This window comes from Pandoraea communis, assembly GCF_902459745.1.
In the GTDB taxonomy this organism is placed as follows: domain Bacteria; phylum Pseudomonadota; class Gammaproteobacteria; order Burkholderiales; family Burkholderiaceae; genus Pandoraea; species Pandoraea communis.
The window spans coordinates 57,255-76,812 of the sequence record NZ_CABPSJ010000008.1; the positions used below are offsets into that span (position 1 = coordinate 57,255).

A 19,558-nucleotide genomic window follows, 5' to 3' on the forward strand; every position below is an offset into this window, starting at 1 on the left:
CACTCGCTGTGCGCTGTCGCAGACATCGCGGCGAGGTAGTCGAACCGAAGCATTCAGGAGTCGGCAGGAAATGAACGATGCAGTGACGCGCGAGACGCTGATCCACCGGTTGCAAGATGTGCTTGGCGCGGATGCCGTACTCAGTGACGAGCCCGATACCGCCGGTTATACGGAAGACTGGCGCGGCCGCTACCGGGGCGAAGCCCTGTGTGTGGTGCTGCCGTCGTCGACCGCGCAGGTGAGCGAAGTGGTCAAGCTGTGTGCTGCGGCCGGTGTGCCGATCCTCCCGCAGGGCGGTAACACGAGCCTGTGCGGCGGCGCGGTGCCGCCGGCTCAGGGCCCGTCGCCCGTCATTCTGAATCTGGCGCGCATGCGTCACATTCGTCAGATCGATGCCGCGAACGGCTCGATGATCGTCGAAGCCGGGTGCATTCTGAAAACCGTGCAAGATGCGGCGGCCGACGTTGGCCGCCTGTATCCGATCAGTCTCGGCGCGGAGGGTTCGTGCCAGATTGGCGGCACGCTCTCGACCAACGCCGGGGGCACAAGCGTGCTGCGCTACGGCAACACGCGTGAAAACGTGCTGGGTCTCGAAGTCGTGCTGGCCGACGGCACGGTCTGGGAGGGGCTGCGCGCGCTGCGCAAGGACAATACCGGGATCGATCTCAAGCACCTGTTCGTCGGTGCGGAAGGCACGCTCGGCATCATCACCGCAGCGGCCATCAAGCTGCATCCGCTGCCCACCTGTCATTCACTGGCCTGGTTTGCACCGCGCGATCCGGCGGCCGCCCGGCAGGTGCTCGGCATGTTCCAGAACGCGTGCGGTTCGCGTCTGTCGGCGTTCGAAATCATGAATCGTTACCAGCTCGACTTGGTGTTCGCGAATGTGCCGAATCGCCGCAATCCGCTTGCGGGCGCGCACGACTGGCATGTGCTCGTCGAACTCGGCGACACGCGCGATGCAGAAGGGCTCGAGACCGTACTTACGGAAACGCTGGGCGAGGCCATCGAGCAAGGGCTGGTCGAGGACGCTGTCATCGCAGCGAACGACACCCAGCGCGCCGATCTCTGGGAAGTGCGTCACAGCGTGAGCGAAGCGAACAAGAAGGCGGCTGTCGGCCTCACGACGGATTGCGCCGTGCCGGTCTCGAGCGTGCCCGAGTTCATCGACGCCGCCACGCGTGCCGTGCACGCCGTGGTGCCGGGCCTCGACATCGCCATCGTCGGTCATATGGGTGACGGCAACGTGCACTTCATCCCGATGTTCTCTTTTGCTGCGTGGTCGGCGTTGCCCGACAGTGCATCGATGGGCGACACGATGCGGGCGTGCGTGAACGACGTTGCCGCGCGGCTGTCTGGCACGTTCAGCGCCGAGCATGGCGTGGGACAGACGGGGCTGCCGCTCATGCAGCGCTACAAGGCGCCGGCTGAACTCGCCCTCATGCGCACCGTGAAGGCGGCGCTCGATCCGAACCAGTTGTTCAATCCGGGACGCCTCGTTCCCTGAATCATTTTTCAGTGTTGCTGTTTGTTTTGCCATAACTGCGCGCGCGGCGGCTGTGCCGAAGTTGCCGTCCGTCGCCGCGCCCACCCCTCCCAGTCAAGACCGGAGACCATGATGAAACGCAAGACCTCCGCAAGCCCGCTCGACATCATCGACAACAACGCCGCGCCGCTCGCGCAACCGGGCCGTCGCACGGCCATGAAGACGGCGCTCGCCGGCGCGGCCGCCGTGGCGTTCCCGTTTGTGTGGACGCCCTCGCGCGCCGCGACCAAACGCATCGTCGTGCGCGACGACGGCGGCATCTACACCAAAGCCTACGACGCAGTGTTCTACAAGCCGTTTGCCAAGGCGACCGGTATCGAGGTCGTCGGCGTGCAGGCGAATGCGGAGCCGACCGCGCAGATCAAGAGCATGGTGGAGGCCGGCAGCTATACGTGGGACATGGCCAAGATCAGCCAGCCCGCGATCTTGCTGCTGACCTCGGGCGGCAAAGAGTATCTGGAGCGTCACGGTCTCGAGTCGGACCCGGTCATCGCGAAAATTCCTCAGCAGTACATGTCGCCGTTCGGTGTCGGTACCAACATCTACTCGACGGTACTCGCCTATCGGACCGACGCGTTCAAGGGCCGCAAGGCACCGGCGTCGTGGGCCGATCTGTGGAACGTGAAGGATTTCCCGGGCCGCCGTTCGATCCGCAAGTACCCGTTCGACACCATCGAAGAAGCGTTGCTGGCGGATGGCGTGGCGGCGGGTTCGGTGTATCCGTGCGATTTCGATCGTGCCTTCAAGAGCCTGGACAAGATCGCCAAACACGTGGACGTGTGGTGGACCACGGGCGCACAAGTCGAACAGATGCTCGGTTCGGGCGAAGTCGACATGGTCGCCACGTGGGCCTCGCGCGCGCAGTCGGCCCAAGCCAACGGCGTGCCTGTGCAGATCGTGTGGAACCAGAACATCTGGGGCTGCGACAACTGGTCGATCCTCAAGGGCACACCGAACGCGAGCGCGTGCCGCGAGTTCATCAAGTTCGCCAGCGATCCGAAGCGTCAGGCCGAACTGACGAAGTTCTTCCCGGCCGGCATGACGCAACCTGAAGCGTTCAACTATGTGAAGCCAGAAGTGGCCAAGCACTGCCCGACGTTCCCTGAGAACATGAAGAGCGGCGTGCAGATCAATGCCAAGTTCTGGCAGCAGAACCAGAGCGTAGCGCTCGAACGTTTCAACCGTTGGATCCTGACCTGATCCTCACCTGCCGTTTCGTTTCAAGCATTTTAGGGTGCTGATCTCATGACCGTTGCCAATCTCCAAGTCTCGGGCCTGTCCAAGCGTTACGGCGATTTTGTCGCGCTTGCACCGACCGACCTCGATGTCGCCCAGGGCGAATTTTTGACCTTGCTGGGCCCGAGCGGCTCGGGCAAGACCACGTTGCTCTCGCTCATCGCCGGACTGTCGCAGCCCGATGCGGGTGCTATCCGTATCAACGGGACCGATGTCACGTACGGCGCGCCGTACGAGCGCGACATCGGTATGGTGTTTCAGAACTACGCGCTGTTCCCGCACATGACCGTGGCGGAGAACATCGCATTCCCGTTGCAGATGCGCCGCACCGACGCGCAGACGGCTCGCAAGATGGTCATGAACGCGCTGGAGATGGTGCATCTGCCGCACGTGGCAGAGCGCTATCCGCGCGAACTCTCGGGCGGCCAGCAGCAGCGCATTGCGCTGGCGCGCTGCATGGTCTATCGGCCGTCGATCATTCTGATGGACGAACCGCTGGGCGCACTCGACAAGAAGCTGCGCGATCACATGCAGCTCGAGATCAAGCGCATTCACCGCGAGCTCGGCACCACCATCGTGTACGTGACGCACGATCAGGAAGAAGCGATGACGATGTCCGATCGCATTTGCCTGATGAACGCCGGGGAAATCGCGCAACTGGGCACGCCGGACGATCTGTATTTCCGTCCGAAGAGCGTGTTCGTTGCCGACTTCCTCGGTGAGTCCAACCTGCTCGACGCCACCGTGCTCGAGCGCGCGGGCGATCAGGTGCGTGTGGCGATGCCGGGCGTGGAAGGGGAGAATGGCGCCGGCGCCATGGTCTACGACCCGCAAGTCGAGCGAGGCCGTCCGGTCAAGCTGATGCTGCGTCCGCAGAATCTGCACATCCGGGACGCGCAGAGCCGCACCGACGGCATGGCAACGATCTCGGCGAAGCTCACCGACATCATGGTCACGGGCGGCATGACGAAGCTGTATCTGCAATCGGACGTCACCGGCGGCAAGACGGGCAAGGAAGGTGATTCGGGCAAATCGCTCGTGGCGGCGTTCCCGACGCATCGTCAGGGCAACCGTTTCGAGATCGGGCAGACGCTGGGTCTCGCGTGGCACGCCGACGATGCCGTTGCGATCGCGGGGTAAGCCATGAGTGCATCCGCCGTGGTTCGTCCTTCGTCGTCCCGTCCCGTTCAGCCGGCGCCGCGCCGGGCACGTTGGCGCGCACGCCTGCGCCCGATGCTCATGGCCGCGCCGATCGTCATCCTGCTGACGGTCATGCTGATCTATCCGGTCGGCCAGTTACTGCTGCTGAGCATTCGCGGCGAGAGTGGCTTCACGCTCGCCGAATATCAGCGGCTGTTCGCCTCGTCGGTGTATGTCGAGGTGTTGCTCATCACCCTCAAGGTCTCGCTCTACACAACCTTCTTCGCGGTACTCACCGGCTATCCGATCGCCTACCGGCTTTCGACACTCACCGGGGCGCGCAAGCAGCGGCTGCTCTTCTGGCTGCTGGTCTCGTTCTGGACGAGCTTTCTCGTGCGCACGTTCGCGTGGGTGGTGCTGCTCGGGCGCAACGGGGTCGTCAACCGCACGTTGCTCGATCTCGGCCTGATCGACGCGCCGCTCGCGCTGCTCTACAGCTTCCCCGCCGTGATACTGGGCATGGTGCATGCACTCATGCCGCTGGCGGTGCTCACGATGCTCTCCGTCATGGAGAACATCGACCGCCGTCTGCCGAGCGCGGCATCGACGCTGGGCGCGCGTCCCGGTACGGTGTTCTGGCGCGTGTATTTCCCGCTGTCGCTACCAGGTGTGGCGGCTGGCGCGCTGATGGTGTTCGTCACGTCGATCGGCTTCTTCATTACGCCGACACTGCTGGGCGGACGTCATGAAACGATGATTACGCAGCTCATCATCGATCAGGTGATGCAGGCGTTGAACTGGGGCTTTGCCGGCGCGATTTCGGTGCTGCTGCTCGCCGTGGTGCTCGTCGTGTTCCTCGTCTACGACCGCATGGTCGGCCTGTCGACGATGGCTGGCGGCGCGGGCGATGTCAAAGCGGGCAAGCGACGCGGCGGCTGGAGCCGGACGCTCGGCGAGAAGGTGCTTGGCGCGCTGGGGAGCGCCACCGATGTGCTGCTGCGCGCGATGCCGCGTCACAAGGGCGAGCAGGGCGACGGACTCGTGCTGCGCGCGATCGTCTTCCTGTTGGTGGTGTTCCTTGCCGCACCGGCACTGCTGATGATTCCGGTGTCGTTCGATTCGGCCTCGGCACTTGCCTGGCCGCCGAAGGGTTTCTCGCTGCAGTGGTATCAGCAGGTCTGGGATTCGCCGCTGTGGATGCAGGCTGTCACGCGCTCCATGCTGGTCGGCATTGGCGCGGGTCTGCTGTCGATGCTGATCGGCACGCCCGCCGCGTTCTTGCTGGTCCGTGGTGGCATGCGCGGCAAGTCGGCGATGCTCGCCTTCGTGCTGGCCCCCATCGTGGTGCCGCGCATGATCCTGGCCGTCGGCGTGTTCTATTTCTTCGCCAAGATCGGTCTGGTGGGCTCGAATGTGGGGCTGACCATCGCCCACACTGTGGTGGCCGTGCCGTACGTCGTCATCACGATGATGGCCGTGCTGCGCAACTACGACACGCGTCTCGATCTGGCGGCTTACAGCCTGGGAGCGCGCCCGTGGGCCACGCTGCGCCGCGTAACGTTCCCGATTCTCGGCGCCGGCCTGCTGTCGTCGTTCCTGTTCGCGTTCGCCACGTCGTTCGACGAACTCACGATTGCCCTGTTCACGTCGGGCGGTCTGTCGACGACGTTGCCCAAGCAGTTCTGGGACGAACTGACGATGCAGATATCGCCGGTGATCGCCGCGGTCTCCACGTGCCTGTTCCTTTTCATCGCCGCACTGATCTGGGTCGCCGAGCGTCTGCGCCGGCGCAGTCTCGCGACCTGACGCGGTATCCGATTCCTCCGAACTTACGATTCACGGACGTTTATTTCATGCTTCACTCTGCACAACTGAAGGGCATTCTGCCTGCGATTCCCACGCCGGTGAATGCCGACGACTCGATCCACACCGACGCCGCCCGCGCGCTGATGCGTTACCTGCTGGGGCAGGGTATCGACGGTGTGGTGCCGCTGGGCGGCACTGGCGAATACGGTGCGCTCTCGCGCGCCGAGCGCGTGCGCATGGCCGAACTCACGGCGCAAGAAGTCAAGGCGCATGGCCGCGACGTGCCGGTGATCGCGGGCGTGCTCGACCCCGGCTATCACGATGCCATCGAAGCCGGACGTGACTTCGCCGCCGCCGGCGCCGACGGCCTGCTCGTGCTCACGCCGTACTACACCAACCCGACGCAAGCCGGTATCCGCGATTACTTCCTGCGTTATGCCGACGAGTCGCCGGTGCCGATCCTGATCTACGAGATTCCGTACCGCACGCGCATTGCGATCACCCCGGAAGTGCTGCACGAGCTGTCGCGGCACGAGAACATCATCGGCATGAAGGCCTGCAACACCGACATGTGGCATTTCCTGCGCACGGTCGCCGGTGTCGACGAGTCGTTTGCGGTGCTGAGCGGCGAAGACACGCTGTTCCCGCTGCATGTGGCGGCAGGGGCGCGGGGCGGCATTGTGGTGACGGCGTCGCTGCTGCCCACCGCGTGGCAGCGCATCTTCGCGCTCGCGTCGGCAGGCAAGACGGCCGAGGCGCTCGAGCTGCACCGCTCGCTCATTCCGTTGATGAATCTGGCGTTCGCCGAGACGAATCCGGGCCCGATGAAGTCGGTGATGGATCTGATCGGGGTGAACGCGCCGGCAATGCTCGCACCGTTGTTGCCGCCCGCACCCGCGCTTTCGGCCGAGCTGCGTGAGGAACTCGCCAAGCAACTGGCGATTTTCGAACGGCGTTGAGTCGTGGTTGAGTCGTTGTGACCTGCCCGCCGCTTGCGATGACTTAGCGGCGGAAGGTCGACAGCCGCGATTTCGAGATCGACGTCGCGGCGACCTGAACGTGCGAAGCGAGTTCGGCTTCGACACGCTCACGCGTCCAACGCGAAGTCGGCACCGAGATGTTGATGGCAGCGACGGCGTGTCCGTCGTGGTCGGTGATGGGGGCGGCAACCGAAATATCCCCCATTACGGTCTCGCTATCGATGATGGCGTAACCGCGCCGCGCCGCCGTTTGAATACGTTCGAGCAGCTTTTTCTCGTCCGTCACCGTGTAAGGCGTCATCGGCTCGAGCGACGTGTTCGCCAGGATCTCGCGCACGCGCGTTTCGGGCAGGCGCGACAGGATGGCGATACCGGACGCGGTGAACATGGCCGGCAGACGCGCGCCGACGACGATGCCGATGTTCACGAGATGCTGACCCGGAAAGCGGGCGACGTACACGATCTCGTGGCCGTCGAGTTCCTGCAGGTTGGTCGTCTCGCCCACGCGGCGGAAGATATCGAGCAGATACGGTGCGGCCTTCTCGACAAGGTCGTTCGCGCGAATGTAGTTGTACGAGAACTGCAGAACCTTGGTCGTGAGGCCATAGGTGCGCGTCTCGGGCACGCGAAAGAGGTAGCCGAGGGCTTCCAACGTGTGCACGAGCCGCTGCGTCGCACTGCGATCGAGCCCTGCGGCCTTGGCGATGTCGCCGAGCGTCATGTAGCGCGCCGGGCCGTCGAACGCGTGCAGCACCTGAAACGTTTTTTCGGTCGACCCGACGAAGAGCGACGAGCGCGGCGCAGACCGCGCAGCATCCGTCGCACCGGTGGATCGGGCTGACGGGGTGGCAGGCGCGTCTTCTGTAGGGCGGGATGACCGTGCGGGTATGCGCGGCATGGAATGTTCCGGTATGTTCGGATTGTAACGATTGTGATTGTAATGCAATTGTTTGTGAGCAAGTAGCGATTTGTCCCCAAGACAAGTTGTGGGGAAAGGGTAAAACACCCCGTGGCGTGCCTCACGGGCGGACATCAGGACAGGGGGAGCCAATGCACGCGTTTTCCTGCGTGGAGGATTACCGCCGGGCAGCCCGGCGGCGTTTGACAAAGCTGGCGTTCGATTATCTGGAAGGCGGGGCGGAAGACGGCGACGCGCTGCGGCGCAATCGCGATGCGTTCGGGCAGTGGGGTTTTTCGCCGCGGGTGCTGACCGATACCTCGCAGATGTCGAGTGCGGCGACTTTCTGGGGACGCGAAGCCGCCGCCCCGATGGTGGTTGGGCCGACCGGGCTCAACGGTTTGTTCTGGCCCCGCGCGGACGAACTGCTCGCGCGTGCGGCTGCGGATGCGGGGCTGCCGTTCGTGCTGTCGACGGCGTCGACCTCGTTGCTGGAAGACGTGCGTGCTGCGGTGCCCGACGGCGAGCTGTGGCTCCAGCTTTATGTGCAGCAGGACCGGCGTATTGCCGAGAGCATGATGCGCCGTGCGCGTGAGGCCGGATTTCGCACATTGCTGCTGACGGTCGACACGCCGGTACATGGCAAGCGCGATCACGACACGCGCAACGGTTTCAAGCTGCCGTTGCGCTTCACCCCGCGACTGCTGGCGGACTGCATGCGGCATCCGCACTGGAGCTGGCAAATGCTGGCCCACGGTGCGCCGCAACTGCGCAACATCGCGAAGAGCATGGGCGAGCGGGCCGATCTGGCGCGCCATGCGGCGATGCTGAGCCGTCAGATGGATCTGTCGCTGCGTTGGGACGATCTGAGCTGGGTGCGGCGCCACTGGCCGGGCGAAGTGCTCGTCAAGGGGATTCAGACGGTGGAAGACGCGCGACTGGCGCAGGCGCATGGCGCCGACGGCATCGTCGTCTCGAATCACGGCGGGCGGCAGTTGGGCAGCACGCTTGCGCCGCTCGAATTGCTGCCGCCGATTGTCGAGGCGCTTGACGTTGGCGGCCCCAGGATGGCCGTCTTCGTCGACGGTGGTGTGCGGCGCGGGGCAGACGTAGCCAAGGCGGTCGCGCTGGGGGCCAGGGGCGTGTTGCTTGGCCGGGCGCCGCTGTACGGCGTGGCGGCGCGTGGCGGGGAGGGCGCTGCCGATGTGCTTGCGTTGCTGCTTGGTGAGTTGCGCACAACGATGCAACTGCTGGGCTGCACGCAAGTGGACGACCTCATCCCGCAGCGGCTTGCCCGTCTGCCGGCTATACAGGCGAATCAGGCAAACCCGCTATAATGTTCCGCGCCCGATTGCCGTCGGGCGGCGTGGCATCCGGCAGGTTGGCGGGCGTGCGCGCCGTGCGGCGGCAATGCCCTTTTTCATACACAGGAATGCCATCATGAGCTTCAACCACGTGCCTGCCGGCAAGGACATCCCCAACGATTTCAACGTCATCATCGAGATCCCGGCGCAGAGCGACCCGGTGAAGTACGAGGCCGACAAGGATCTGGGTCTGCTGGTCGTTGACCGCTTCATCGGCACGGGCATGCGCTACCCGGCCAACTACGGCTTTATTCCGCAAACGCTGGCTGGCGACGGCGATCCCGTCGACGCGCTGGTCGTCACGCCGTTCCCGCTGCTGGCCGGCTCGGTGGTTCGCTGCCGCGCACTGGGCATGCTCAACATGACCGACGAGTCGGGCGTGGACGCCAAGCTGGTGGTCGTGCCGGTCGACAAGATTTGCCCGATGACGGCGCATATGAAGTCGCTCGACGACGTGCCGGGTTACCTGAAGGACCAGATCAAGCACTTCTTCGAGAACTACAAGGCGCTCGAGAAGGGCAAGTGGGTCAAGATCGAAGGCTGGGAAGGCATCGAAGCCGCCCACAAGGAAATCACCGAAGGCGTGGCCAACGCCAAGAAGTAAGCGATTTTCGCCTGCGGCGTCGCGCGTCGACGTCAGAGAAACCCGGCCGAGCGCCGGGTTTTTTTGTCTCACGATGTCGTCAGTTCGGTGAACCGGCCGTTGAGCCGGCCCGCGTCGCGGGACAGGCGTGGCACGCGCCGGTTTGGGGACGGTCTGGCAACCGGGGCCTTGGCTTTCCTTCATCTGCGCAACGCCAAGGCAGAAAGGACACTGGCAAGTTTCTTGACAGCGATTTCCAACTCGCCGGGGGCGTGGGCAGCGAAGCCCATGAGGAAACCGGCCTTGGGCTTGCCTGAGGCATGCAGCGCAGTCAGGCCAAGCAGATCGATGCCGGCCCGGCGCGCCGCATCAACGGCTTCCCGCTCGGGAATGTCGCGAACGAAAACGCATGGCATCTGCATCCCTCCGGCCGGTACGCGTGGTTCCACGAAATCGGACAGATGCTCGCGCACCAGTCGTGCCAACACATCGCGTCGCTCCGCATAGACAGCCCGCATGGTGCGCACGTGCGCACCGAAATGACCGCCTTCGATCAAACGTGCCAACGTCAGTTGCGGAATTGGTGCGCTGTGTCCATCCAGCAGGGTGCGTGCCACCGTCATCGGCGCGACAAGCGGCGAGGGCAAAACCATGTAGCCGATGCGCAGTCCGGGGAACAGCGATTTGGTGAAGGTGCCAATATAGATCGTCCGCTCGTGCGGATCGAGCCCCTGCACACAGGCGGTGGGCTTGCCGGCGTAGTGGAACTCGCTGTCGTAGTCGTCCTCGATGATCCAGGCCCGTTGCTGGTGTGCCCACTCAATGACGGCCAGCCGCCTATCCAACGCCAGTGTTGCCCCGGTCGGGAATTGATGCGACGGCGTTAAAAACACGGCACTACCGGTCTGCGTCGCGTTGTGCAGACGATCGACCTGCATACCGTCGGCATCCAGCGGCACGGGCAAGCACTCCAGGCCGGCCGCATCAAATGCCTTGCGCGCTCCGTGGTACACGGGATCTTCGATGAAAATCCGCTCGCCGACGTCCAGCAGCATGGTGGCGCACAGGGTCAGGGCTTGCTGAGAACTGGTGAGCACCAGCACACGTTCCGGTGTGGCGCGGGCGCCGCGTTCGAGATTGACGTAGTCCGCGATGGCGCGCCGCAACGGTTCCATGCCCTGTGGCGGGCTGTGCAGCAGCGCCTGTGTTCCGTGTTCCTTCAACACTTGCCGTTCCAGTCGTTCCCAGGTCTGGAGCGGAAAGCTGCGTGTTTCCGGCACGCCGGGCGCGAATGGGCGCGGTGTCAGGAAGTCGCGTACGCCGCCGTCCCGGTACATGGCACTGCCGCGCTGGCTCAGGCGCAGTGTGTCCTGGCGAGCGACTGCATGACGAGCCGTGCCGCGCCCCGACAGACGTTGCGCTCGCGCCGACACGAAGCTGCCACGCCCAACATGCCGCTCGATGAATCCCTCCGCATGCAACTGGCTGTAGGCCGACTCGACCGTATCGCGGGACACCCCCAATGAACTGGCAAGGGCGCGCGACGCGGGCAGTGGCTTGCCCGTATCGAGCGCGCCGTCGAGGATCAACTGGCGAATGGCCCTTTGCACACGCGCGTACAGGGGCAGGGCGCCATGGGCCGGATCACCCATCCAGGCTTTGACGGACTCAAGTTGGGCGTGTTTGAACAATTGGCCTGTATCTCATCATGAAAATGGAGGGGAACATCCGGCCATTTTAAAACTATAAATACGGTTCAGAACGCATTCACCCCTCTTTCAGGAGTCGCCGTCAGGCCATGGCATCCGTCTCTTCACGTTCGTCGGTTCATTGGACCGATCTCGCTCATCCGGTCGTGGCCGGTCTGATCTCGGTCATCGTCAATTACGGCGGCACGTTCATCCTTGTCTTTCAGGCCGCCAAGGTGGCGGGCCTCAGCCCGGCGCTGACGGCTTCGTGGGTGTGGTCGATTTCCATTGGCGTAGGCGTGACAGGGCTCATCCTGAGCTGGATGTTCCGCGAGCCCATCATTACCGCCTGGTCCACACCGGCGGCGGCGTTTCTGGTCTCCGCGCTGGCAACCACGTCGTATGCCGAGGCCGTCGGCGCCTACCTGATATCGGCGCTCGCCTTTGTGATACTGGGACTGTCGGGCTGGTTCGAGCGCGTGATTCGCCTGATCCCGCCGGGCGTGGCGGCCGGATTACTCGCGGGCATCCTGCTGCAGTTCGGCATCAAGGCGTTCGGTGGCATGAGCATCGACCCGCTGCTCGCCGGGCTGCTGATCGCGGCCTATGTGGTCCTCAAGCGGTTCTCCGCCCGTTACGCCGTGGTGGGCATCCTCGTGCTGGGGCTGGCCTTCCTGTTGATTCAGGATCGCGTCGATCTGTCGGGACTGACTTTGACACTGGCCGAGCCGGTCTTCACCATGCCCGTTTTTTCCGTCAACGCCCTGCTGAGCGTGGCGCTGCCGTTGTTCCTGATTACGCTGACCGGCCAATACATGCCCGGCATGCTGGTGCTGCGCAATGACGGGTTCAAGACCAGCGCCAATCCCATCGTGACCCTCACCGGCCTGGGCTCGTTGCTAATGGCGCCATTCGGCTCGCACGCCTTTAACCTCGCCGCCATTACCGCCGCCATCTGCACTGGCCGGGAGGCGCACGAAGCGCCGTCCAAGCGCTGGATCGCCGGTGTCGCCGCAGGGGTGTTCTACATCCTGATCGGTGTATTCGGGGTGACGTTGGCCGCCGTGTTCATGGCCTTTCCCGCGACTTTCATCACCACACTGGCGGGGCTTGCCCTTTTGGGCACCATCGGCAGCAGTCTTGCCAGCGCGATGGCCGATGCCAAAACCCGTGAAGCCTCGCTGATCACCTTTCTGGCCGCTGCGGCCAACATCACGCTGCTGGGTGTCGGCGGCGCGTTCTGGGGGCTGGTCGTCGGGCTGGTGGCACATGCGGTACTCGACGGCCGGTTGCCGCAGAGGGCGCCGGAATCCGTCCGAAAGGAGGGGAACTGATGTCCACCGTTACCGACACACAAACCCGTCACGACAAGCACGGCCGCTATCCCGAGGCCACCACGATCGAGGACTTCCGGCGCAATCTGGCCTGCGTGCAGGCGCGTATCGCAGACGCTTGCTATCGCACCGGACGTGATCCTGCGGAAGTCCGGTTGTTGCCGGTCAGCAAGACCAAGCCCGAGGTGAGTCTGCGTTTGGCCCACGCCGCCGGGTGCCGCATGCTGGGCGAGAACAAGGTGCAGGAGGCCTATCGTAAATGGGAGACGTTGCAGGATCTGACCGATCTTCGCTGGTCGGTCATCGGCCACCTGCAAACCAACAAGGCGAAACTGGTGGCGCGCTTTGCGACGGAGTTTCAGGCACTGGACAGTCTGCGGCTGGCTGAGGCGCTGGATCGCCGCCTGCAAAGCGAAGGGCGTTCGCTGGATGTGTTCGTGCAGGTCAACACCTCCGGAGAGGCCAGCAAATACGGCCTGTCCCCCGAGGACGTACCGGCCTTCGTTCGGGCGCTGCCGGCATTCTCCGCGCTGCGCGTGCGCGGGCTGATGACGCTGGCGCTCTTCTCCAGTGAGGCTGAACGCGTGCGGCGGTGCTTCATCCTGCTGCGCGGTCTGCGCGCTCAACTGCGTCAGAGCGCCCCCGCCGGTATCGCGCTGGACGAACTATCGATGGGCATGTCGGGTGACTTCGAGATCGCCATCGAGGAAGGGGCCACGGTGGTGCGCGTCGGCCAGGCCATCTTCGGCGCGCGGCTATTGCCGGACAGCCATTACTGGCCCGGCGAATCCAGCACAGACGGATCACATTCGTGAACGCCGCTATTCCACGAACTTGCGAAGTGATTCGCCGGCGACGGGAACGCCCGCGTCCGGCATGACAGTGAACTGATCGTCCGTCCGCCCATGCTCGGTCGATGCGCCTACGGCTTGTGACGTTTGACCATTGCCAGAATCGTCTGCAACAGTTCCGCCCGGGCTTCGTCGGGCGTGATATCGCCTGCCACGGCGGCGTCCGAGAGCGAATCAGCGGCCCCCAGCATGCCCCACATGGCAGGCGCGGAGATCCCTTGCGGCCCGGCGAACGGGGCGAGAATGGCCGCACATTTTTCGATAAACGTTTGCTGGTATTGCCGCTTCACGGCGGCAAGCTCCGCCGAGCCGCCGAGTGCGGCCAGAACGCCCGGGATCTCGCGGCCTTGTGTCAACACGCACGTGACATAACTCGACACGATGACGCGTGCCTTGTCCTGCAAGGTCGGTTTCGCCGCCGCCACCGCACGGTCGAAGATCACCGTCTGGCGCTCGTCGTAGTCTTGATACAACGCTGCCAGAAGTCCATTGCGCGTGCCGAAGTGGTCGTACACGACCGGCTTCGTGACACCCGCTTCGTCGGCCAGACGTCCCAGGGTCAGGGCGTCGGTGCCCTCGTCACCGATGAGTGCCCACGCCACGTCGAGCAACTGTCGTGTGCGGGCTTCGCGTGGCATGCGGCGGCGTGGTGAGGAATCGGTGGCTGGGCTCATGGTCAACGGGCGTTTCGGTTCAGCAAGCGCGGGCGAAGACCTTCTGGCCGATGGCCCGCGCCGTCTCGAGATGCGCCTCAGGGTAGCCGGTGTCGGAGGTCAAGAGCAACTCGGACGTGACGACCTGCGCGCCGCAGTAGTCGAAAATCCCATGATCGATCTGGGTTTTCATCGCGCCGAAGTAGCCATGCCGGGCGATGGTGCGTTGGTCGGCACCGCCAACGGCCACGAGATGCACGCGCAGACGTTGCAGCTTTTTCATCACCTTGCCGCCTTCCACGTCTTCATAAGCCCAGCCCTGCGTGAATACGCGATCAACCCATCCTTTGAGCAAGGCAGGGAACGACCACCAATAGATCGGGTAGACAAGAACCAGCGCGTCGGCCCGGTCGATTCTGGCGTGCTCGGCGGCAACGTCGGCCGGTGCCGTTTGCGTCTTCCGGAACAGCGCAAGATCGGCCGCAGCGAATCTGGGGTCGAAACCTTCCGCCGCCAGATCGGCAATCTCTGCGGAGTGCAGGACGTGTTGATGTTGTTGCGGCACCGTTGAGGTAATCGCCTCGGCAACGCGCGAGGCGATAGCATGGGTCAGCGAATGTGGGTCGGGATGTGCGACGACGACGAGCGCGTGCATGACGGATCACTCCATGAAAAATAAGTTACCAATGGTAACCTACGTTTGGTAGGTTGCGCTATGTCACATCGCCTGCCTGACGCCGATGGGGAGTTCGGCGACAATGTCGGCCAGTGGCAGGGTTCTATGCTGGCGGGTGCTGTGCGGTAGCCGCCGGTTCGCAGACGAGGTGTGATGTGAGCAGCGACGTGGTCATCCGTGTGGTGCAATCGATTGAAGACGTGCCGGCAGACGCGTGGGACGCGCTCGCGGGTGCCAACCCATTTGTACAACACGCATTCCTGCATGCGATGCATACGAGCGGATGCGCGTCGAAGCGCACTGGCTGGCAGCCGGCGTATCTGCTCATGCATGCCGGCGACACGCTCGTGGGCGCCATGCCGCTCTATGTCAAATCGCATTCGCGTGGCGAGTACGTTTTCGATCACGCATGGGCCGACGCCTTTGCGCGCCACGGCCTGAACTATTACCCGAAGCTGTTGTGCGCCGTGCCGTTCTCGCCGGTGACGGGGCCGCGCCTGCTGGCGCGCACGCACGCCGACCGGGTCGCGCTCGCCCGAGGTGCGATTGCCTTCGCGAAGCAACTCGAGCTGTCGTCGATCCATGTGCTCTTCACGCACGACGACGATCTGGCGGCACTCACCGAAGCGGGCTACCTGCTGCGCGAAGGCGTGCAGTTCCATTGGGAGAATCCGGGCTTCGCCACGTTCGACGATTTCCTCGCGCAGATGAATCAGGAAAAGCGCAAGAAGCTCAGGCAGGATCGTCGGCGTGTGCGCGACGCCGGGGTGACATACCGATGGCTTCGCGGTGCCGACATTGACGAAGCAGCGCTCGACTTCTTCTATCAGTGCTACGACAACACCTACCGCGAGCACTGGAATGCGCCGTACCTGAGCCGAGCCTTCTTCGGGCAGGTGCACGCGTCAATGCCTGACGCGTTGGTGCTCGTCATGGCCGAGCGCGATGGAGCGCCGTTGGCGTGCGCGCTGAACGTGGTGAGTGGCGACACGATGTATGGCCGGTATTGGGGCACCACGGATTTCGTCTCCGGCATGCACTTCGAGACCTGCTACGCGCAGGGCATCGAGTATTGCATCGCGCATGGGCTGCGCAGCTTCGAGGGCGGGGCGCAGGGCGTGCACAAGATGTCGCGCGGTCTGTTGCCTACCCCGACGTGGTCCGCTCACTGGATTGCGGACCAGCGTTTTGCCGACGCCATTGCCGAGTTTCTCGATTCGGAGACCTCGGCGATGGATGAGCACATTGGCGAGCTGGAAGCGCATACCCCGTTCAAACGCCCGGCGTCCTGACGTTGCGGCAGATGTGCACCTTCACGCACGGCCCCGGCACGGCGGGGCCGTGCGTAATATACTGGCGAATCTAACGTCCGCCGCTCGCGCCGGGCGGGCACCAGCCAACGGCTGCTTCGCCTGCCGGCGTAACGGCACAAGGGCGATGCATGGTAGCCGCCGACATGACCAACCGATTTCTCAATCTCTACAATCACGAATTCGCGCGTGTAGCCGTCGGGGTGCCGCAATGCCGCGTGGCCGATCCCGTCTACAACGCCGCGCAGACTATCGCCCTCGCGAAGCAGGCCGATGCGGCGGGCGCGGTACTCGTTGCCTTCCCCGAACTGGGCATTCCCGCCTATAGCTGCGAAGACCTGTTCCAGCAGCGCGCCCTGCTCGACGCCTGCGACATGGCGCTGGCCGATGTTGTGGCCGCGAGCCGCGAACTGGGCGCAGCGCTGATCGTCGGCATGCCGGTGCGTGTGCAACAGCGTCTGTTCAATTGTGCCGTGGTCGTCGCCCGCGGACGCATTCAGGGTGTCGTTCCCAAGACGTACCTGCCGAACTACAGCGAGTTCTACGAAGCCCGTCAGTTCAACGCCGCCGATGACGCAGGCGTCGATACCGTGACGTTGCTCGGCGAGGACGTGCCGTTCGGCTCGCTCATCTTCGAAGCGGCCGATCAGCCGTTGCTGCGCTTTCATTGCGAGATTTGCGAAGACGTCTGGGTGCCCGTGCCGCCATCGTCGTTTGCGGCGCTGGCCGGGGCGACGGTGCTGGTCAACCTGTCGGCATCGAACGTGGTGGTCGGCAAGTCGGCCTATCGGCATCAACTGGTCGGGCAGCAGTCGGCGCGATGCCTCGCGGCATATCTGTACACGTCGGCGGGGCAAGGGGAGTCGACCACCGACCTCGCCTGGGATGGGCAGGCGCTCATCTATGAGAACGGCGACATGCTGGCCGAGTCGGCACGCTTCGCCAGCGAGTCGCATCTGATTTATGCGGACGTCGATCTCGAGCGGCTCACGCGCGAGCGCATGCATCAGACGACGTTCGGCGTCTCGGCGCGCCGCCATGCCGGCGAGGCCGCTCGGTTTCGCACGATCAAGGTCGATGTCGCCGTACCGCGCGATGCCGAGCTGCCGCTTGCGCGCGCCATCGAGCGCTTCCCGTATGTGCCGTCCGACCCGCGCCGGCGCGACGAGCGCTGCCACGAGGTCTACAACATTCAGGTGCAGGCGCTGATGCAGCGTCTGGCGTCGTCGAAGATTCAGAAGGTCGTGATCGGCGTGTCTGGCGGTCTCGATTCGACACATGCGTTGCTCGTGTGTGCGAAAGTCATGGACCGGCTCGGTCTGCCGCGCACCAATATCCTGGCGTACACGATGCCGGGCTTCGCCACGAGCGAGCGCACGCTGCGTCAGGCGCGTGAGTTGATGGAGGCGGTCGGATGTACGGCGCGCGAGATCGACATTCGCCCGAGTTGCATGCAGATGTTGAAGGACCTCGATCACCCGTTCGCAAAGGGCGAAGCAGTCTACGACGTCACATTCGAGAACGTGCAGGCGGGCGAGCGCACCAATCATCTGTTCCGTCTGGCGAATCATCTGGGCGCGATCGTGATCGGCACAGGTGACCTGAGCGAACTGGCGCTGGGCTGGTGCACCTACGGCGTGGGCGACCACATGTCTCACTACAACGTGAACGCCAGTGTGCCCAAGACACTCATCATGCACCTCGTGCGATGGGTGGCGGAGACGGGACAGTTGGGAGGCGCGGCGTCGTCGAAAGCCGTCAGAACGGGCAAAGAGGCCGGGGTGCGTCGCAACGTCCTCATCGATATTCTCGAGACGGAAATCAGCCCCGAGTTGGTGCCGGGCAAGGCCAACGGTGCGCCCGAGCAGCGGACCGAGCATTTCATCGGACCGTACGAGTTGCAGGACTTCAACCTCTATTACACGCTGCGCTTCGGCTATGCCCCGCGCAAGGTGGCATTCCTTTCGTGGAGCGCGTGGCACGATGCCTCGGCAGGACGCTGGCCCGACGAAGGGCAACTCGCCCGCAACGCTTACGATCTGGTCGCGATCAAACGCAACCTGCGGATTTTCCTGGACCGGTTCTTCCGCACGAGCCAGTTCAAGCGGTCGTGTATTCCGAATGCCCCGAAGGTCGGCACGGGCGGCTCGCTCTCACCGCGTGGCGACTGGCGTGCGCCAAGCGATTCGGAGTCGGTGGTGTGGCTCGCGGATCTGGACAAGGTGCCCGACGATCCGCGCGCCTGAGCGCATCGGGGCAAGGAGGGGGAGGCACGTTGTCATCGGCATGCCGTCCCCCGGCCCGGTACAATAGCCCGGCGAATTTTCAGAACAAACCAACCAAGATATCGAGGCGACAATGAAACGCGTAACTGCCATCATCAAACCCTTCAAGCTCGACGAAGTCCGCGAAGCGCTGGCCGAAGTCGGCGTGACCGGCCTGACCGTCACGGAAGTGAAGGGCTTCGGCCGTCAGAAGGGGCACACCGAGCTGTACCGCGGCGCGGAGTATGTTGTCGACTTCCTGCCGAAGATCAAGATCGAAGTCGTGGTGAGCGCGGCGCAGGCCGAGCAGGTCATCGACGCGGTGCTGGGTGCGGCGCGCACCGGCAAGATCGGCGACGGCAAAATTTTCGTGACCGACGTTGAGCGCGTGATCCGTATTCGCACGGGCGAAGAAGGCGAGCAGGCGGTCTGAGGCCGGTTCGGGCGTCGCTGCGAAGGTGGCGCGACGAACGGGAGGCAGGATCGAGGGGGGCGACGGCTGCGCAAGCGGCGTCGCCCTTCGGCGTTTACCGGGGCGTCAGGTTTTGAGCCGGACGTCGAACGCGACGGTGATCAGGCGTACGAAAATGACGGATAACGCGCTGATCGACAATGTATAGACGGGATCGAGGTCGGCGTAGGTGAGCGCGATGTAGATCCACCCCCCGATGAAGGCGCACACCGCATAGGGACGCGTGTCTCGCAACACCAACGGCACCTCATTGCAGAGGATGTCGCGCATCACGCCGCCGCCCACGCCGGTGATTACGCCCATCATCACGGACATGAACGCCGACATCTCGGTTTGCAACGCCAGCGATGTACCCGACGCGCTGAAGAACCCCAAACCGATCGCATCCGTAATGAGCAACACGCGCTCGGTGGCCACGCGAGAGACGAGCCGCAGCACGCCGGACGTCGATAGCGAGAGCACGAGAATGATGACCGTGTACCACTGGTGCTGCACCCAATAGAACGGGCGATGGTCGAGCAGCACATCACGCAGCGTGCCGCCGCCGAAGGCGGTTGCGAAGGCCAGCACGAACGCGCCGACCGGGTCGAGGTGTTGCTTGCGGGCTTCGGCGAAACCGGAGATGGCGCACGACAATACGGCGATGGCCTCCATGACCGCCAGTATCGTATGCAGTTGGGCGCTCATCTCGTGAATCATCGGCGAATCCTGTCAGTGAAACGTCGTGATCTGTGGCGAAATTGGCGATGTGAGGGCG

General features: G+C 64.0%; 17 protein-coding genes. 12 read left to right on the forward strand and 5 right to left on the reverse strand.

The window, feature by feature from the left end; translation table 11 throughout:
• The first annotated feature begins 70 nt into the window (after positions 1–70).
• From PCO31110_RS23215 to PCO31110_RS23235, 5 genes are all read left to right on the forward strand, one after another.
• Positions 71–1,507 (forward strand): FAD-binding oxidoreductase, encoded by a 1,437-nt coding sequence (locus PCO31110_RS23215; protein ID WP_150691518.1) that lies wholly within the window; start codon positions 71–73, stop codon positions 1,505–1,507.
• 111 nt (positions 1,508–1,618) lie between these two features.
• On the forward strand, positions 1,619–2,746 hold the full coding sequence (locus tag PCO31110_RS23220) for an ABC transporter substrate-binding protein (protein ID WP_010805445.1): 1,128 nt from the start codon (positions 1,619–1,621) through the stop codon (positions 2,744–2,746).
• Between the two features lie 45 nt (positions 2,747–2,791).
• Entirely contained in the window at positions 2,792–3,922 is a 1,131-nt protein-coding gene (locus tag PCO31110_RS23225; RefSeq protein ID WP_010805444.1) for an ABC transporter ATP-binding protein, read from the forward strand.
• A 99-nt stretch (positions 3,923–4,021) separates the two neighbouring features.
• A complete protein-coding gene (locus PCO31110_RS23230) occupies positions 4,022–5,728 on the forward strand; it encodes an ABC transporter permease subunit (RefSeq protein ID WP_144265741.1) in 1,707 nt (568 codons plus the stop codon).
• Positions 5,729–5,775: 47 nt separating this feature from the next.
• A complete protein-coding gene (locus tag PCO31110_RS23235; protein WP_150691519.1) occupies positions 5,776–6,687 on the forward strand; it encodes a dihydrodipicolinate synthase family protein in 912 nt (303 codons plus the stop codon).
• A gap of 43 nt (positions 6,688–6,730) precedes the next feature.
• Here PCO31110_RS23235 and PCO31110_RS23240 read toward each other — a convergent pair whose 3' ends face one another.
• Complete coding sequence (locus PCO31110_RS23240) at positions 6,731–7,606, reverse strand: IclR family transcriptional regulator (protein ID WP_036661922.1); 876 nt, start codon at positions 7,604–7,606, stop codon at positions 6,731–6,733.
• A gap of 152 nt (positions 7,607–7,758) precedes the next feature.
• Here PCO31110_RS23240 and PCO31110_RS23245 point away from each other — a divergent pair, with 152 nt between their 5' ends.
• Positions 7,759–8,943 carry an alpha-hydroxy acid oxidase gene (locus PCO31110_RS23245; protein ID WP_150691520.1) on the forward strand — a complete coding sequence of 395 codons (1,185 nt, stop codon included), beginning with the start codon at positions 7,759–7,761 and terminating at the stop codon, positions 8,941–8,943.
• Positions 8,944–9,046: 103 nt separating this feature from the next.
• Entirely contained in the window at positions 9,047–9,574 is a 528-nt protein-coding gene (gene ppa, locus PCO31110_RS23250; RefSeq protein WP_010805439.1) for an inorganic diphosphatase, read from the forward strand.
• A gap of 179 nt (positions 9,575–9,753) precedes the next feature.
• Here ppa and pdxR read toward each other — a convergent pair whose 3' ends face one another.
• Positions 9,754–11,244, reverse strand: coding sequence for a MocR-like pyridoxine biosynthesis transcription factor PdxR (gene pdxR / locus PCO31110_RS23255; RefSeq protein ID WP_150691521.1), 1,491 nt, complete (start codon positions 11,242–11,244; stop codon positions 9,754–9,756).
• Positions 11,245–11,351: 107 nt separating this feature from the next.
• On the opposite strand from pdxR, the gene PCO31110_RS23260 reads away from it, so the two are divergent.
• Both PCO31110_RS23260 and PCO31110_RS23265 read left to right on the forward strand, forming a co-directional pair.
• Complete coding sequence (locus PCO31110_RS23260; protein WP_150691522.1) at positions 11,352–12,575, forward strand: benzoate/H(+) symporter BenE family transporter; 1,224 nt, start codon at positions 11,352–11,354, stop codon at positions 12,573–12,575.
• Entirely contained in the window at positions 12,575–13,390 is an 816-nt protein-coding gene (locus PCO31110_RS23265) for a YggS family pyridoxal phosphate-dependent enzyme (RefSeq protein WP_150691523.1), read from the forward strand. Before PCO31110_RS23260 ends, PCO31110_RS23265 begins: the two co-directional genes overlap by 1 nt.
• Before the next feature lie 107 nt (positions 13,391–13,497).
• On the opposite strand, the gene PCO31110_RS23270 is transcribed toward PCO31110_RS23265, so the two are convergent.
• Entirely contained in the window at positions 13,498–14,100 is a 603-nt protein-coding gene (locus tag PCO31110_RS23270; protein ID WP_150691524.1) for a TetR/AcrR family transcriptional regulator, read from the reverse strand.
• Between the two features lie 19 nt (positions 14,101–14,119).
• Positions 14,120–14,734: an NAD(P)H-dependent oxidoreductase gene (locus tag PCO31110_RS23275; RefSeq protein WP_150691525.1), complete on the reverse strand. Its 615-nt coding sequence runs from the start codon at positions 14,732–14,734 to the stop codon at positions 14,120–14,122.
• A gap of 176 nt (positions 14,735–14,910) precedes the next feature.
• On the opposite strand from PCO31110_RS23275, the gene PCO31110_RS23280 reads away from it, so the two are divergent.
• The 3 genes from PCO31110_RS23280 (at position 14,911) to PCO31110_RS23290 (ending at position 18,762) form a co-directional block, all read left to right on the forward strand.
• Complete coding sequence (locus PCO31110_RS23280; RefSeq protein WP_150691526.1) at positions 14,911–16,047, forward strand: GNAT family N-acetyltransferase; 1,137 nt, start codon at positions 14,911–14,913, stop codon at positions 16,045–16,047.
• Positions 16,048–16,211: 164 nt separating this feature from the next.
• Positions 16,212–18,311: an NAD(+) synthase gene (locus tag PCO31110_RS23285; protein WP_150691527.1), complete on the forward strand. Its 2,100-nt coding sequence runs from the start codon at positions 16,212–16,214 to the stop codon at positions 18,309–18,311.
• 112 nt (positions 18,312–18,423) lie between these two features.
• Positions 18,424–18,762, forward strand: coding sequence for a P-II family nitrogen regulator (locus PCO31110_RS23290; protein ID WP_010805431.1), 339 nt, complete (start codon positions 18,424–18,426; stop codon positions 18,760–18,762).
• 105 nt (positions 18,763–18,867) lie between these two features.
• Here the strand turns inward: PCO31110_RS23290 and PCO31110_RS23295 are convergent, their stop codons facing one another.
• On the reverse strand, positions 18,868–19,488 hold the full coding sequence (locus PCO31110_RS23295; RefSeq protein ID WP_036661994.1) for a trimeric intracellular cation channel family protein: 621 nt from the start codon (positions 19,486–19,488) through the stop codon (positions 18,868–18,870).
• Between the last annotated feature and the right edge of the window lie 70 nt (positions 19,489–19,558).